Annotated in this window: 16 protein-coding genes and 2 pseudogenes; 4 read left to right on the top strand and 14 right to left on the bottom strand. The window is 66.9% G+C overall.

All coding sequences use genetic code 11. The features are described 5' to 3' along the window. Positions 1–109: 109 nt before the first annotated feature. The 5 genes and pseudogenes from QP166_RS18375 to hisS all read right to left on the bottom strand — a co-directional run bounded on the left by QP166_RS18375 (position 110) and on the right by hisS (position 5,566). Positions 110–550 carry a CBS domain-containing protein gene (locus QP166_RS18375; protein ID WP_333917391.1) on the bottom strand — a complete coding sequence of 147 codons (441 nt, stop codon included), beginning with the start codon at positions 548–550 and terminating at the stop codon, positions 110–112. Between the two features lie 771 nt (positions 551–1,321). After that, positions 1,322–1,513: pseudogene (locus tag QP166_RS18370) on the bottom strand (DUF4167 domain-containing protein); the annotation flags it as partial. A gap of 247 nt (positions 1,514–1,760) precedes the next feature. Continuing rightward, a complete protein-coding gene (prmC, locus tag QP166_RS18365; RefSeq protein WP_333917208.1) occupies positions 1,761–2,582 on the bottom strand; it encodes a peptide chain release factor N(5)-glutamine methyltransferase in 822 nt (273 codons plus the stop codon). A 559-nt stretch (positions 2,583–3,141) separates the two neighbouring features. After that, positions 3,142–4,218: a peptide chain release factor 1 gene (gene prfA, locus QP166_RS18360; RefSeq protein WP_333917207.1), complete on the bottom strand. Its 1,077-nt coding sequence runs from the start codon at positions 4,216–4,218 to the stop codon at positions 3,142–3,144. A gap of 124 nt (positions 4,219–4,342) precedes the next feature. Continuing rightward, entirely contained in the window at positions 4,343–5,566 is a 1,224-nt protein-coding gene (gene hisS / locus QP166_RS18355) for a histidine--tRNA ligase (protein WP_333917206.1), read from the bottom strand. A gap of 52 nt (positions 5,567–5,618) precedes the next feature. Between hisS and QP166_RS18350 the strand changes: the two genes are divergently transcribed. From QP166_RS18350 to ppa, 3 genes are all read left to right on the top strand, one after another. Beyond that, on the top strand, positions 5,619–6,269 hold the full coding sequence (locus QP166_RS18350) for a DUF1345 domain-containing protein (RefSeq protein ID WP_333917205.1): 651 nt from the start codon (positions 5,619–5,621) through the stop codon (positions 6,267–6,269). Between the two features lie 84 nt (positions 6,270–6,353). Beyond that, on the top strand, positions 6,354–8,276 hold the full coding sequence (locus QP166_RS18345) for a M61 family metallopeptidase (RefSeq protein ID WP_333917204.1): 1,923 nt from the start codon (positions 6,354–6,356) through the stop codon (positions 8,274–8,276). A 33-nt stretch (positions 8,277–8,309) separates the two neighbouring features. Further along, entirely contained in the window at positions 8,310–8,888 is a 579-nt protein-coding gene (gene ppa / locus QP166_RS18340) for an inorganic diphosphatase (RefSeq protein WP_333917203.1), read from the top strand. A gap of 194 nt (positions 8,889–9,082) precedes the next feature. On the opposite strand, the gene QP166_RS18335 is transcribed toward ppa, so the two are convergent. The 8 genes and pseudogenes from QP166_RS18335 to ispG all read right to left on the bottom strand — a co-directional run bounded on the left by QP166_RS18335 (position 9,083) and on the right by ispG (position 13,116). Continuing rightward, positions 9,083–9,439, bottom strand: a complete 357-nt coding sequence (locus tag QP166_RS18335; protein ID WP_333917202.1) for a TfoX/Sxy family protein — start codon at positions 9,437–9,439, stop codon at positions 9,083–9,085. A 4-nt stretch (positions 9,440–9,443) separates the two neighbouring features. Further along, a complete protein-coding gene (locus QP166_RS18330; RefSeq protein WP_333917201.1) occupies positions 9,444–9,764 on the bottom strand; it encodes a DMT family transporter in 321 nt (106 codons plus the stop codon). Beyond that, positions 9,764–10,246, bottom strand: coding sequence for a GNAT family N-acetyltransferase (locus QP166_RS18325; protein ID WP_333917200.1), 483 nt, complete (start codon positions 10,244–10,246; stop codon positions 9,764–9,766). The genes QP166_RS18330 and QP166_RS18325 overlap by 1 nt, the downstream gene beginning before the upstream one ends. 148 nt (positions 10,247–10,394) lie before the next feature. Beyond that, positions 10,395–10,697, bottom strand: coding sequence for an EamA family transporter (locus QP166_RS19090; RefSeq protein ID WP_443027232.1), 303 nt, complete (start codon positions 10,695–10,697; stop codon positions 10,395–10,397). Between the two features lie 464 nt (positions 10,698–11,161). Continuing rightward, positions 11,162–11,209, bottom strand: a pseudogene (locus tag QP166_RS19085) (hypothetical protein); the annotation flags it as partial. Positions 11,210–11,303: 94 nt separating this feature from the next. Further along, positions 11,304–11,465 (bottom strand): hypothetical protein, encoded by a 162-nt coding sequence (locus tag QP166_RS18315; protein WP_333917198.1) that lies wholly within the window; start codon positions 11,463–11,465, stop codon positions 11,304–11,306. After that, the gene (locus tag QP166_RS18310; protein ID WP_333917197.1) at positions 11,450–11,986 is read right to left on the bottom strand and encodes a hypothetical protein; all 537 of its coding nucleotides are present in this window, start codon (positions 11,984–11,986) and stop codon (positions 11,450–11,452) included. The genes QP166_RS18315 and QP166_RS18310 overlap by 16 nt, the downstream gene beginning before the upstream one ends. A 5-nt stretch (positions 11,987–11,991) precedes the next feature. Beyond that, complete coding sequence (ispG, locus tag QP166_RS18305; RefSeq protein WP_333917196.1) at positions 11,992–13,116, bottom strand: flavodoxin-dependent (E)-4-hydroxy-3-methylbut-2-enyl-diphosphate synthase; 1,125 nt, start codon at positions 13,114–13,116, stop codon at positions 11,992–11,994. Positions 13,117–13,188: 72 nt separating this feature from the next. Here ispG and QP166_RS18300 point away from each other — a divergent pair, with 72 nt between their 5' ends. After that, on the top strand, positions 13,189–14,355 hold the full coding sequence (locus QP166_RS18300) for an acyltransferase family protein (RefSeq protein WP_333917195.1): 1,167 nt from the start codon (positions 13,189–13,191) through the stop codon (positions 14,353–14,355). A gap of 114 nt (positions 14,356–14,469) precedes the next feature. Here QP166_RS18300 and QP166_RS18295 read toward each other — a convergent pair whose 3' ends face one another. Next, complete coding sequence (locus QP166_RS18295) at positions 14,470–15,372, bottom strand: flagellar motor protein MotB (RefSeq protein ID WP_333917194.1); 903 nt, start codon at positions 15,370–15,372, stop codon at positions 14,470–14,472. Between the last annotated feature and the right edge of the window lie 2 nt (positions 15,373–15,374).

Genomic DNA, 15,374 nt, shown 5'->3' with positions numbered 1-15,374 from the left:
CACAGGCGTCAAACACTTTTTGCAATTTTATGTCGCGGCAACGGGAACTCCGCAGAAATGCGCCGTTTTTTCTGCCGCAATCTGTCTTGCGTTCGTCACGAAGGGCGAATCACGCCTGCTGAATGTAGTCGCGCATCGCCGCTGCATCGGCCTCGATGCGGTCGATACGGTGTTTGACGAGATCGCCGATCGATACGATCCCGATCAATCGGCCCTGCTCGACGATTGGAAGATGGCGGATTCGCCGGTGCGTCATCAACGACAGCGCTGCGAGGATCGAGTCATCCCGCGTCGCGGTCAGCGGTTCGGCGGTCATGACCGATGCCACAGGGGTCGCCAGCAGCGCTGTTGCATCGGCGCCGCCTTCCGCAAGCAGGCGGACCATGTCGCGTTCGGAGAAGATCCCGCGCACCGCGCCATCCTCGCCAATCACGGGGAGCGCGCCGATCCGATGCTGCGCCAGAGCGGCGTTCGCATCGGAGACCGTGGCGTCGGCGGGGATGGAGACGACGTCCGCCCCCTTCTGCATGAGAATGGCTGCGATCGTCATGATCCCTCTCCGATGATGTCTGCGATCGTTCGTCGCCACCACATCATCGCCGCTTTGCGCGTAAAAACAAGCGTCGCCAAACGACGACGGCCGGCGCTCCCACCTGGGAACGCCGGCCGTCCGCTTGCAGAGCAGGAGCGCCTTATTCTGCCGCGGCAGCCTCGGCGGAGGTCGCCCGTACGCGACGACGGCGCGGCTTGGGCGCCTCGCCTTCCTCGCCGGACACTGAGTCGGCGGTCGCACCAAGCGCCGGGGGAGCCGGTCGGCGTCGAACGCCGGCGCATGCTCGACCGGTGCAGCTTCTTCGCGCGGCTTGCGAGCGCGACGACGACGCGGTGCGGCTTCTTCGTCGACCGGCGCGGCATTCACCTCGGCGTCGGCAGCGAACGGCTGCTCAGGCTGTTGCTGCTGCTCGACGAACGCGGGACGGTTATCGCGCTGGCGGTCGCCACGCGGGCGATCGTCACGTTGCCGGTCCTCGCGTTGCCGGTCGTCACGTTGCCGGTCGTCGCGCGGACGATCGTCACGCTGCCGGTCGTCACGCTGCGGACGCTGATCCCGGAAGCGATCGTTACGCGGGGCGTTCTCGGCCTCGTTGCTGCGCGACTGCTCCTCGGCGCGGATCGACTCACCCTCGTCGCCGAAATCATCGTCGTCGAACTGGTCGAAGTCGTCGCGCTGACGCCGCATCGGCTGATCGTCGGTGCGGCCGCGTTGGTCGGCGAGGACACGGAAATAATGATCCGCGAACTGCAGATAATATTCGGTGTTGACGCGATCGCCCGCCATTTGCGCATCGCGGGCCATGTTCTTGTACTTTTCGAGCAACTGCGGCGCGTTGCCGCGCGCCCGACTGTCGATCCGGTTGCCGCTGTCACGCTGTCCATGGCCGCCGCCGCCACCCTGACGCTGCTGGCCACCACCACGGCCGCGACGGCGACCGTTCTGACGGTTGTTGATCAATTCACTGTCCTCGTCCTTGAACCAAAACCGGCATTCGCTCCCGAAGCACGGGGTGCAATCGTTCCCCGGCGCCGCGACCTGTTCGGTAACGCGGGCCTGCCATGGCCACCGGACTGCAGCGGCTGATGACGAAGGGAGGGCAGGCGCGCCATCCAACGCATGTCGGTGAGTTCACGAGCCCCTGCGCCGTCTCTAGACGCGCGGGCGCCGTTCTCAAAGCAAAATATTGGGCGTCGCCCCGCCAATTTCAAGGCGTGACCACCAGACAGCGATCGCGATCACCCAGATCGCGGCGGACTGTGACCGACAATCCCGCCGCGCGGAACAAGGCTGCGGCGGACTGCCCCTGCGTTGCGCCGATCTCCACGCACGCGACCGCGCCGGGGGCCAGCAACGCCGGAAGCTGCGTGGCGATGCGGCGGTAATCGTCGAGACCGTCGCTTCCGGCAAAGAGCGCGGCGGCGGGTTCATAGCGGGCGACTTCGTCGGGCAGCGTCGTCGCCGTCTCGATATAAGGCGGGTTGGTGAGGATGAGGTCGAAACGCTCTTCCAATCCCTCCGCCCAATCGCCGGCAGTGAATTTTGCTCGATCCGCAACGCCGAGCGCCGCGGCGTTGCGGCGGGCATAATCAAGTGCGGCCGGCGAGGCGTCGACGCCCTGCCCCGTCGCCGCCGGCCATTGATCGAGCGCGGCAAGCAGCAAGGTGCCTGGGCCGGTCCCGAGATCGAGAATGCGGCGCGGGCCGTTCGTCCCCGCGAAATGTTCAACCGCGGCCTCGATCAGCGTCTCGCTATCGGCACGCGGGATGAGGACTCCGGGGCCTACCTGAAGGTCGATCGTCCAGAAGGCCCGCGTGCCGGTGAGATAGGCGACCGGTTCGTGGCGCGCGCGACGGTCTACGAGGTCGCCGAAAGCGGGCGGGACGGCGTAATCGTCGAGCGAGAGCAGCAGGCGGCTGCGCTCGATGCCGAGCGCATGGGCGAGCAGCAGCTCGGCGTCGAGCCGCGCGGTGGGCGAGAAGGCGAAGCGCGCTGCGGCCTCGCGAAGGGCGTTGCGGGGGGTGGTCATGCAGGGCGGGCCGGCGCGAATGTTGTGAATGTTGAGACGATAGCGAGGTTTCTCAACATTGGCATTTGGGGATTTCGGGTGGTTGGACGAACGGTCGGAAGCGGGCGATCCTGTCGACAGAAGGCCGTTATACCAACCACTTTCGTCACCCCGGCCTTGAGCCGGGGTCCCGCTTTACTTCGGTCGGCAAGAAGCGGGACCCCGGCTCAAGGCCGGGGCGACGGTGGTTTGGCGTGGCTCCCGATTGGCCCCCAATACGAGCGCAGCGCGCGAATGTTGTGAATGTTGAGACGGTGGCATGGTGTTTCAACATTCGCCGCACGCCGGTCCCGGCGAGCGTAGCGAAGCAATCCATCGCGTGCCGGTGACAACCCTGGATTGCTTCGCTGCGCTCGCAATGACGATGGGGCATGGGCGGGACCGTTCTGACTTAGAGGCATGAGGATAGCGTGACCGCGCAGGTGTAGGACAGCGCCGCGGCAAAGCCGCGTCGTCGGACGGGGCGCTGCCCCGCCGGCCGGGCTTGCGCGAGTCTTGCCGCGGCACGCGGCAAGACTCGCTACGCCTCCAGTGTCGCCAGCCGTTCCGCTTCGTCCTCGGCGATCAACGCGCCGATCAGCTCGTTCATTTCCCCCGCCAGTATCTCCGGCAAGCGGTGTAGCGTCAGGTTGATGCGATGGTCGGTTACGCGCCCCTGCGGAAAATTGTAGGTGCGGATGCGTTCCGAGCGATCGCCCGAGCCGACCATCGCCTTGCGCGTTCCCGAGCGTTCCGCGGCCAGCCGCTCGCGTTCCGCCTCGTAGAGCCGCGTCCGCAACACCTTGAGCGCCTTGGCCTTGTTCTTGTGCTGCGACTTTTCGTCCTGCTGGATCACTACCAGCCCGGTCGGCAAGTGAGTGATCCGCACCGCCGAGTCAGTGGTGTTGACCGACTGCCCGCCCGGCCCCGACGAGCGATAGACGTCGATGCGCAGGTCCTTGGCCTCATCGATCTGTACGTCGACGTCCTCGGCCTCGGGCAGCACCGCCACGGTCGCCGCCGAAGTGTGGATGCGTCCGCCGCTTTCGGTCGCCGGAACGCGCTGGACGCGGTGGACGCCGCTTTCGAACTTGAGCTTTGCAAACACACCCGAGCCGGTGACGCTCGCGACGACTTCCTTATAGCCGCCGGCATCGCTGTCGGAGGCGGAGATCAGCTCTACGCGCCAGCCCTGCCCCTCGGCATAGCGCTGGTACATGCGGAACAGATCGCCCGCGAACAGCGCCGCCTCGTCACCACCGGTGCCGGCGCGGACCTCGAGCATCGCCGAGCGCTGATCGGCGGCGTCGCGCGGGAGAAGGGCCAGCGCGAGCTGGCGGTCGGCGGCGTCGAGCGCGGCACGGTTGTCGCGCAACTCTTCCTCGGCCATCGCGCGCAATTCGGCGTCGGCGTCGCTCGCCATGAAGGCGAGGCTTTCGGCCTCCTGGCGCAGCCGACGCACCTCGCTGGCGGCCTGCGCGACGGGTTCGAGTTCGGCATATTCCTTCGACACCGCCACGAAGCGGTCGCCGTCGAGATTGCCGGTCGCCATCTGCGCGGCGAGTTCGTCGCGGCGCGCCTCGATCTGGCGGATGCGGTCGATCGAGATGGTGGTCATGCGCGCGTCCCAGTCGTCACCCCGGACGTGTTTCGGGGTTCACGGTTCCGCATCTTCACCGCTCGAGGGACTGGCGGCAGGGTGGATGCCGGAACAAGTCCGGCATGACGGAAGAGTCGCAGGTTCACGCGAGAACCTCGGCGACGCGCGAGTTGTCGCCGCGCAGCACGCGCCCGCGCGTCGTGACCGCGTCGCTATCCATCGCAAAGGTCAGCGTCTCGGCCGGGTCCAGCTTGAGCGCCTTGTCGTAGCGCTTCTTGGGCGAGCCGGTCGCCACCAGTTCGGCCGCCACGCCGGCGCGACGCAGCTTCGCGAGCGTCGCGACCGCTTCGATGTGCGCGGCGTCGTTTTCGACCACCAGCACCACGTCGGGCCGCGCTGCCGCGGGCTCCTCCAGCAGCATTGCCAACCGCTCGACGCCGGCCGCCCAGCCGACCCCCGCGGTCGCCGGGCCGCCGAGGCTCTCGACCAGACCGTCATAGCGTCCGCCGGCCAGCACCGTGCCCTGCGCGCCGAGCCGGTCGGTGACGAACTCGAATGCGGTGTGACGGTAATAATCGAGCCCGCGCACCAGCCGCTCGTTGCGCTGGAACCCGACACCTGCCGCCTGCAAACCCTTCTGCACGCTCTCGAAGAATGCGCCCGCCTCGGCGCTCATATAAGCGTCGATGCCCGGCGCGGCGTCGGCGATCGGGCGGTCACGCGGGTCCTTGCTGTCGAGGATCCGCAGCGGATTCTTGTCGAGCCGGATCAGGCTGTCTTCAGACAGCTCGCCACGATGCGCTTCGAAATGCGCCACCAGGGCATCGCGCCATGTATCGCGGGTCGCGGCATCGCCAAGCGTGTTGAGTTGCAGCGTCACGCCCTCGGCGACGCCCAGTTCCTGAAGCAACTGATCGGCGAGCGTCAGCAGCTCGACATCCGCCGCGGGCTCGGGCGCGCCGAGTATCTCGGCGTCGATCTGGTGGAACTGGCGATAGCGGCCCTTTTGCGGGCGTTCGTAGCGGAACACCGCGCCGCTGGTGACCAGCTTGAGCGGCGCGAACTGCTGCCAGCCGTTGGTGATGTACGCGCGCGCAATCCCGGCGGTGAACTCGGGACGCAGCGTCAGCAGGTCGTCGCCCTTGTCGGGGAAGGTGTACATTTCCTTCGAGACGACATCGGTTGTTTCGCCGATCGAGCGCGCGAAGACCTGCGTGTCCTCGAACACCGGCACCTCGATCCGCTCGAAGCAATAAAGCCGGCGGACGCGGTCGAAGGTGTCGAGCACGTGCGCGAAGCGGCGCTGCTCGTCGCGGAAGATGTCCTGCGTGCCGCGCACGCGCTGTGGAGTGGGAATACGGGCCATAAGAAGGTGCGCATCTAGTCGCGGACGATCGCGCGCGCTAGCGGCTGTTCGCATGGATAATCACGCGCACTGGTGGGGGTTGGGGCGGCGGATCGCACCGCCGCGCTTCGTGCTGTTCACGGTGGTGCTGGTCGTCGCGGTCGCGGCGCTGTGGCCGCCGCTCGGCCGCGGGCGCGCGGCGATGGCGGGCTTCGATCTCGCCGCGATCGTCTTCCTGCTGAGCATGATCCGGCTGCCGCGCCACGACAGCCCGGCGCAGATGCGCGTCGTCGCACAGGCGAACGACGCCAACCGCACCTTGCTGCTCGCGATCACAGCGGCGGTGATGCTGGTGATCCTGACCGCGGTGCACGAGGAATTGCAGGGGCGGCAGAGCGATCCGACGCGGTTGCTGGTGATCGTCACGCTGGCGCTGGCGTGGCTGTTCTCGAACATGGTCTATGCGCTGCATTATGCGCACTTGTTCTATATGCCGGGCGACGACGGAAAGGATGCGGGCGGGATCGACTTTCCGGGGACCGACACGCCCGATTACTGGGACTTCGTATATTTCAGCTACACGCTGGGCATGACCTTCCAGACCTCCGACGTCTCGATCCGATCGGGAACGGTGCGGCGCGCGGTGCTCGGGCAATGCCTCGCCGGCTTCGTCTTCAACCTTGGCGTGATCGCGTTCAGCATCAACGTGCTCGGCGCGAACTGACGGCGCGAAGTGACGGCGGGGGGCTGGACGCGGGCAGCGTGGGCTGATTAACCGGGTCAGTCACCCTGTCCTTTGGGAGCCCCGATGATCGCCCGTTTTGCGTCCGCCGCCCTTCTCGCCTCCGTCGCCCTCACGCCGCTCGTCGCGCAAGTGCCTGCCGGCAACAGCGCACCGCAGCCGGTGCCGTTCGTCGACACCATCCCCGCCGCGCGCGACGTGCGCTTCCCCGGCACGCTCAAGCTGAACGTCGATGCCAGCGATCCGTCGCAGGGCATCTTCCGCGTTACCGAGACGATCGCGGTGCCGCAGGCCGGGCCTATGGTGTTGCTGTTCCCCAAGTGGCTACCCGGCGCGCATAGCCCGCGCGGCGAAATCGAGAAGCTGGCCGGACTGACCCTGACCGCGAACGGCAAGCGGGTGGAGTGGACGCGCGATCCGGTCGACGTCTATGCCTTCCACATCGACGTGCCCGCAGGCGCGAAGACGATCGAAGCCAAGTTCCAGTTCATCTCGGCGACGCAGACCAATCAGGGTCGGATCGTGATGACGCCGACGATGATCTCGCTCCAGCCCAATTCGCTGAGCCTCTACCCGGCCGGTTATTTCACGCGGCAGATCCCAGTGCAGATGACGGTGAAATATCCCGATGGCTGGACCGCGGCAGGCGCGATCCCGGCGAAGAAGGCGGGATCGACCTACACGTATGACACGACCAATTACGAGGTGCTGGTCGACTCGCCGGTGCTGGCGGGCAAGTATGGCAAGGTCTGGCCGCTGTCCCCGCGCGTCAACCTGAACGTCTTCGCCGACGATCCCGCCGAGCTGGCCGCCACCCCCGAGCAGATCGCCGGGCACCAGCGGCTGGTCGACCAGGCGGTGAAGACGTTCGGTGCGCAGCATTACGACAAATACGAATTCCTGCTGTCGATCACCGACAAGCTCGGCGGGATCGGGCTGGAGCACCACCGCTCGAGCGAGAATGGCGTGACGCCGGGTTATTTCATCAAGTGGAACGACGGCCCGGGCCGCCGCAACCTGTTGCCGCACGAATTCACGCATAGCTGGGACGGCAAGTTCCGGCGCGGCGCGGACCTGTGGACCCCCGACTTCCGCACCCCGATGCGCGGGTCGCTGCTGTGGGTCTATGAAGGGCAGACGCAGTTCTGGGGCTATGTGCTCCAGGCGCGCTCGGGCCTGGTCAGCAAGCAGGACACGCTCGATCAATATGCTGCGATCATGGCGCTCTACGACAGCCAGCCCGCGCGACAATGGCGGTCGCTGGTCGACACCACCAACGATCCGGTGATCTCGCAGCGCCGACCGAAGGGCTGGGGCAGCTGGCAGCGCAGCGAGGACTATTACAACGAAGGGCTGCTGGTCTGGATGGACGTCGATTCGCTGCTGCGCGAGAAATCGGGCGGCGCAAAGTCGATCGACGACTTCGCCAAGGCATTCTTCGGCATCCGCGACGGTGACTGGGGCGAGGTGACCTATACGGTCGACGATGTCGCCAAGACGCTGAACGGGATCGTGCCTTGGGATTGGGCGGGGTATCTGCAGCGCCGGCTGACCGAACATGCCGCGGGCGCGCCGATCGACGGATTCGCGCGCAACGGCTACCAATTGTCCTATAGCGAGACGCCGACGTCATCGTTCAAGGCCGCCGAAACCACGTCGAAGTCGACCAACCTGACCTATTCGGGCGGGATGGTCGTCGACTCCTCGGGCACGCTGACCGGCGTTACCTGGGACAGCCCCGCCTTCAAGGCAGGCTTCACGGTGGGCGACCAGATCGTCGCGGTCGATGGCGCGGCGTATAGCGCCGACAAACTGAAGGCCGCGATCACCGCCGCAAAGGGCACGAAGACGGCCATCCCGTTGACGGTGAAGCAAGGCGATCGCTTTCGCAGTGCAGCACTCGACTATCATAATGGCTTGCGTTACCCGCGCCTTCAGAAGATCGGCACCGGGGAAACCGGTCTCGATCGGCTACTTGCGCCCCGCTGATCCGGGGCGTTCGCACCTCAAGAGGGGAAGAGAATGCGTATCGATCTGATCCCGGTGGGCAAGAGCCCGCCCGACGACCTGAACGTGGTGATCGAGGTGCCGACCGGCGGCGAGCCCGTTAAGTATGAGTTCGACAAGGCGTCGGGCGCGCTGTTCGTCGACCGCATCTTGCACACGCCGATGCGTTACCCGGCGAACTACGGCTTCGTGCCACACACGCTGTCGCCCGACGGCGATCCGCTCGACGCGCTGGTGATCGCGCGCTCGCCGTTCATCCCGGGCTGCGTCGTGCGCGCGCGCCCGATCGCGGTGCTGAACCTTGAGGACGAGGCCGGCGGCGACGAGAAGCTGGTGTGCGTCCCCGTCGATGCGGTGTTCCCCTATTACTCGAACGTCGACGGACGTGCCGACGTGCCGGAGATCGTGTTCGAGCAGATCGAGCACTTCTTCACGCACTATAAGGACCTCGAGAAGAAGAAGTGGGTCCGCGTCGGCGTCTGGGGCGACCGCGACGAAGCGCGCCGCATCACGCTGGAAGCGATCGACCGCTACAACGCCGCCAAGGCGCAGGGCGAAGAGCCGCACGATCACGACGTGCCGGGCCGCGACTAAGTACGAGGGTGTCGCACGTCCTCCCTCTCCCCTCCGGGGAGAGGGTCGGGGTGAGGGGCGGGTGTCTCACCGAGACAGGGCTCTCTGCGAGGCTCCGTCCCCTCACCCAACCAGTTCCGCGCCGACATCGCCCCGCGATGTCGAGAATGTGCTGGGGGCACATTCGACCCGGAACTCCCCAAGGGGGAGAGGGCTTACTTTTTCTTCCGCTTTTTGACCGGCGCTCTCCGCCCCGCAGCGACGCCGAGCAGCGCCCATTCGCGCAGCGCGTCGCCATCGTCGTAGCAATCCGCAGGTGCGCGGCGGTAGTTCATCGACGCCACCGTGCCGTCGCCGCGCTCATAGGTGAAGCGCGCGCATCCCGCCGCGTCCCACGTCGCGTCGCTGTCGGCATCGCCCTTGAACCACAGGCTGCCATCGCCATCGACGATCGCGAAGACGCTGCCGTCGAGGTAGAGCGTCGCACCGCCCATCATCCGCCGGTGGGAGACGCTGCCGTCCGCGGCGAGCGCCTCGGCGACCCAGTCGATCAGTCCCTGATCCAGCGCCATCGTCTCAATGCCCCGCGGTCAGCTTGAGGCCCGCGATACAGCCGACCGCGCCGAGGATCAGCAGCAACCGCACCAGCGTCGCCGCCTCGCCATAGAAGAAGATGCCGGTCAGGACGGTGCCGAGTGCGCCGATCCCGGTCCATACCGCATAGGCTGTCCCCATCGGGATGCTGCGCGCGGCGATCTCCAGCAGCAGCATCGACATCGACACCGAACCGAGGAACGCGAGCGTCCAGCCGATGTGGCGAAAACCGTCGGCGTTGCGTAGGCAGGTGGTAAAGCCGACCTCGAACAGCCCGCCGACGATTAGCCAGATCCAGGCCATCAGCCGCGCCCCGCCAGCGTCGACAATGCGGCACCGTCGACGCGCTGCACGGTCCATTCGTCCTGCGCGACCGCACCCTTCGCGCGGTAGAAGTCGATCGCGGGGGTGTTCCAGTCCAGCACCCACCATTCGAAGCGCGCATAGCCGCGGTCGATTGCGATCCCGGCCAGCGCCTTGAGCAAGGCTGCGCCGGCGCCTTGCCCGCGCGCTTCCGGCGCGATGTAGAGATCGTCGAGCCAGATGCCGCGCTTGCCGGTCCAGGTGGAGAAGGTGGGATAGAAGATCGCGAAGCCGGCCGCGCGGCCGTCGAGGTCTGCGATCAACGCTTCGGCCGCGGGAGTCCCGCCGAACAGCGCGTCGTGGAGCATCGGTTCGTTCGCCTCGACCGCGTCGGGTGCCTTCTCGAACGCGGCGAGATCGCGGACGAAGCCGAGCATTGTCGGGACGTCGGCGGCGGTGGCGGGGCGGATGGTAAGCGTCATGCGCGCAGGTGTATCGTCTTGGGCGCGCCTGCCCAACCCTATGCCGTCATCCCCGCGCAGGCGGGGATCCAGTCTCGCAGGTCTTCACGAGCGTCGTCGACGCCAGAGGTTTTGGATTGCCGCCTTCGCGAGAATGACGGGCGAGTAGTTACGCCGCCCCCTCCAACGCGCCCTGCGGCACCGCGCGCCGCCGCGCGGCGTAGAGGCACGCCGCGACGATCACGCCCGCACCCACGAGCGTCGTCGGCGCGACCCGCTCACCGAAGCACAGCCACCCCAGCACCGCGGCATAGACGAACGACGTATATTCGGTCGTCGCCAGAAATCCCGCCTCGGCATGCGCATAGGCCCAGCCGAGCAGGAACAGCGAGCCGGTCGCGAGCAGCGCGGCGATCGCGATCTTTCCCCATGCTTCGGACGGGGAAGCACCGCCAGCCACGGCGCGGCGCATAGCAACAGCGTCGCGGTGACCGCCGACTGGACGAAGGCGATCTCGCGCGGTGCCGCCGCCTGGCTCTGGAGTCGCGCGACGATCAGATTGGCGGCGTAGAGGATCGCCGAGGCGAGGATCGCGCCGGCTCCGGCCAGCGCCTCCGGCCCCAACGTCATCCGCATCTGCCCGGCGAGGATCACGGCCACGCCCGCGAGCGCGGCGACCGACGCAACCACCACCCGCGCGCCGACGCGCTCGCCGAGCAACCAGGCACCGAGCAGCAACGCGAGCAGCGGCGCGATGTAGGTCAGCGCAATCGCCTGCGCCATCGGCACGCGTGCCAATCCCCAGAAGAACAGCAGCGCCATTGCGGTGGTCAGCGCGCCGCGCGCCAGATGCAGGCGCAACGCGCGCACCCCGATGCTCCGGCCGCCGCCGATGCGCCACGCCGCACCACCGATCGCGCTCTGGAGCAGCGTCCGCCACATCAGGGCGTTGTAGACGCCGATCGCCAGCACCAGCGACTTCATGAACGCATCCATGATCGAGAACAGCCCGATCCCGCCGGCCGCGACACCGAGCGCTACCGCGGGGGAAAGGTGACGTGCGTTGGTCAACGATCAATCATATGAAGCGGATCGGACGGGTCGCGGCGACCAATCGGGACTTGCCATCAACCAGCTCCAACGTCAGTTCGTCGCCCTCTGCAAGGCCGCCGTCGCGGAGCGGATCGGGCAGAACCGTGATCGCGCCATCGGCGTCGACGCTTGTCAGAAGATTTTCCACCATGGCCTCTTTGCGACCGGATGATCGCTGACGGCGATCGTAAAGGTCGCATCGCTGACCGCATCGTAGCGATGCCCGGTAATTTCCTCCATGATGGCAACGGGGATGTCGAACAGGTGATCGACCTCGCCGCTTTCGTCGTCGCGCTGGCGGGCCTGCGCCTCAGCAACGATCGGCGCGAACCTGTCGGGCCAGACGCCGGCGAGTTCACCTTCTTCTTCGACACCGTAGCTGACCGACCAGCGATCCGCGCCGTCGTCGACGCGCAGATCGGCGGCCATCACGCCTTCATGCACCATCAGGGTCGCCATCGCGGGACGGGGCATCATGCCGTCCAGACGTTTCGCATCCGCCCAGTCGCAATCATTGGCCCAGACGATCGTCCAGCCGCTCGGCAATTGGGCCGCCGACAGAGGTGCCTCGTTGGCCTCGTCGGCCTGCCCGGTGTCGCTCAGCCCCAGGTGCGACAGCACCGCTGCCTTTTCGGCCTTCGCCGCCAGCAAGCTGATGCGAAAGCCCATGGCCGCTACGCCGCCACCAGCTTCGCCGCTGCGTCCGACGCCTCGATCTCGGCCGCCTTCGCCTCGACCAGCTTGACGATATGCTCGATCATATCGGCGTCCTGCACATGGTGGTCGGTGACCCCCGACAGATAGACCATGTGCTTGCCGTTGCCGCCGCCGGTGATGCCGATGTCGGTTTCGCGCGCTTCGCCCGGGCCGTTGACGACGCAGCCGAGCACCGACAGGCTCATCGGCGTGCGGATGTGCTGGAGCCGCTCTTCCAGCGCCTGCACGGTGCGGATCACGTCGAAGCCCTGCCGCGCGCAGCTGGGGCAGCTCACCACGCGCACGCCACGGTTGCGGATGCCGAGCGCCTTGAGGATCTCGAACCCGACGCGGACTTCCTCTTCCGGTTCGGCCGACAACGACACGCGGATCGTGTCGCCGATCCCGAACCACAGCAGCGAGCCGAGCCCGATCGACGACTTGACCGTCCCGCCGATCAGCCCGCCCGCCTCGGTGATACCCAGGTGCAGCGGGCAGTCGGTCGCCTCGGCCAGTCCCTGATAAGCGGCGACCGCAAGGAAGACGTCCGACGCCTTCACCGCGACCTTATATTCGTGGAAGTCGTGATCCTGCAGCAGCTTGATATGGTCGAGCGCCGATTCGACCAGCGCCTCGGGGCACGGCTCGCCGTACTTTTCGAGCAGGTCCTTCTCGAGCGAGCCGGCGTTGACGCCGATGCGGATCGCGCAGCCATTGGCCTTGGCGGCGCGCACCACCTCGGCGACGCGATCCGACGAGCCGATGTTGCCCGGGTTGATGCGCAGGCACGCCGCGCCGGCATCGGCGGCTTCGAGGGCGCGCTTATAGTGGAAATGAATGTCGGCGACGATCGGCACCTTGGCGGCACGAACGATCTGGCCGAGCGCGGCGGTGGACGCCACGTCGGGACAGCTGACGCGGACGATGTCGGCGCCGGCCTCCTCGCAGCGGCGGATCTGGTCGATCGTCGCGGCGGCGTCCTCGGTGGGCGTGTTGGTCATCGTCTGCACGGTGACCGGGGCATCCCCGCCGACGGGGACATTGCCGACCATGATCTGGCGGCTGGGACGACGCGCGATATCGCGCCACGGACGTATCGACATAGCCGCCATATACGCGTGTGGCGTGGCAGTTCAAAGTCGCAGCATCGGCCAAGCAGTGCTAGGCGCCCGCAAATGCAGCGTCATTACGGCCTGGACTGGCTCCGCATCGGGGCGTTCGCGATCCTGATCGTCTATCATGTCGGCATGGTGTTCGTTCCATGGGACTTTCATGCGAAGCTGCCCGGCGCATGGTGGGTGGCGGTGCCGATGATGGCGTCGAATCCGTGGCGGCTGGCGTTGCTGTTCCTCGTATCGGGCTATGCCAGCCGCGCGCTGATGCTCCGCAACAAGGCGCCGTGGCGGTTCGCGCGGCAGCGCTCGCTGCGGCTGCTGGTGCCGCTGATCTTCGGCATGGCGGTGATCGTTCCCGTGCAGCCGTGGGTCGAACTGGTCGAAAAATACGGCTATGCCGAGAGCTTCTGGCACTTTTGGTGGCACGATTACTTCCGGTTCGGCGCGCTCGGTCCGCTGTTCGTGCCGGCGTGGAATCATTTGTGGTTCGTCGCCTATCTGTGGGTCTACACGCTGGTGCTCGCAGGCGGCGCGCTGCTGCTGCCGCAGGCGATCCGGCGTGCGATCCAGCAGGCGTTCGTGTGGACGATGCGCGGCCCGGCGCTGCTGGTCGTGCCGATCGCGTGGATGGTGTTCGTCGGCTTCTGGCTGTTCCCCGGCGCGCGCGAGACGCACGGACTGATCGACGACGGCGTCGCGCACTTCAGCTACTTCCCGTTCTTCCTGTTCGGCTACGCGCTGGCGTGCGCGCCGCAAACGCTGGCGGCGCTGGTCGCGCGGTGGAAGGCGTCGGCCGCGATCGCCGTGGCGGCCTATGTGGTGGTCGCGGGGATCGAGATACGATGGCCGGGCAGCCGGATGCCCTATCCGTGGGGGATCGTCTTCTCGGTGGCGCGTTCGGTCGAGGGCTGGGCGGCGGTGGCGGCGCTGATCGGTTATGCCGACGGGCATTGGAACCGCGACCGTTCGTGGCGGCGGATGCTGACCGAGGCGGTATTCCCCTTCTACATCATCCACCAGTCGATCATCGTGCTGGTCGCCTTCTGGCTGGCGCCGCTCGCGCTGCCCGGCGGGGTGGCGTTCGCGGTGCTGGTCGCGGCGACGCTGGCGGGGTGCTGGGCCTTCTATCTGGTCGGGCGCGCGATCGGGCCGTTGCGACCGCTGATCGGGCTGCGTCGTCACGCCTCGCGGCGCACGCATGTCGATCCGCGGCCGGCGATCGTTTGAGGCCGGCGCGCGAAGGCGGACGATCCAGAGTCTCTGACGTTTCGCCTCCACCGATGGACCTGCGCGTCTGGATTCCCGGCTTCGCGGGAATGACGGGAGGGTCGCCGGTCCTGATTACTGCCCGAACGACCCCGCACGGTAGAGCAAGGTGATCGCGACGCGGCGGTTGCGGGGATCCTGCGGATTGTCGGCGATCATCGGCTCGCGATCGGCGACGCCTTCGATCCGGTTGAAGCGCACTTCCGGGATGCCACCCAGCGCAAGCCGCCGACGTGTCGCCTCGGCGCGGCCCGACGACAGCATCCAGTTGTTCATCGCGCGCGGATCGCCATAGGGCAGGCTGTCGGTATAGCCGCGGATCATGATCGGGTTCTGCGTCTCCTTGATCCCCTGCGCGACCAGCCCGATCAACGCCGACGCATCGCTGGCGAGCGCCGTCGTCCCGAGCGCGAACATCGAATAATCGGCGTCGTCGACCAGATCGATGCGCATCCCTTCCGGTGTCATCGAGAAGCGGATGTGCTTGGCCAGCTTGGCCAGTTCACGCTGCGCGGCGATCTTCTGCATCACCTGCTGGCGCAGCTTGGCGAAGTTCTTGGCGTCTTCCTTGGCGATCGCGCTCGCGCTGCGCAGCGAGCCCTTCTTGCCGAAGCCCTTCGCCTCGCCGACCGGATCGGTGGTGACCAGCGCCAGCGCGTGGAGGTCCGACGTGCCCGCCTTCGGGCCGATCTTCTCCTTCGAGGTCAGCGACTCGCCGCCGAACATCCCGTTGCCGCCGATCCCGACGCGCTTCTTGTCGATCAGCGTCGGCGCGAAATAATCGGCGATGCCCTTGCGCTGCTTCTCGGTGGTCGCGCCCAGCAGCCACAGCAGCAGGAAGAACGCCATCATCGCCGTCACGAAATCGGCATAGGCGACCTTCCACGCACCGCCATGGTGACCGCCGGCGACGACCGTGATCTTCTTGACGATGACGATCTTGGGCGGCTCGTTCTTGCCGTGCGGTGCCTTGGCCATCG

Source organism: Sphingomonas sp. LR60 (assembly GCF_036855935.1).
Classification (GTDB): domain Bacteria; phylum Pseudomonadota; class Alphaproteobacteria; order Sphingomonadales; family Sphingomonadaceae; genus Sphingomonas.
The sequence above is the reverse complement of the archived record's forward strand: the minus strand, read 5'-3'. Positions and strand labels throughout refer to the sequence as shown.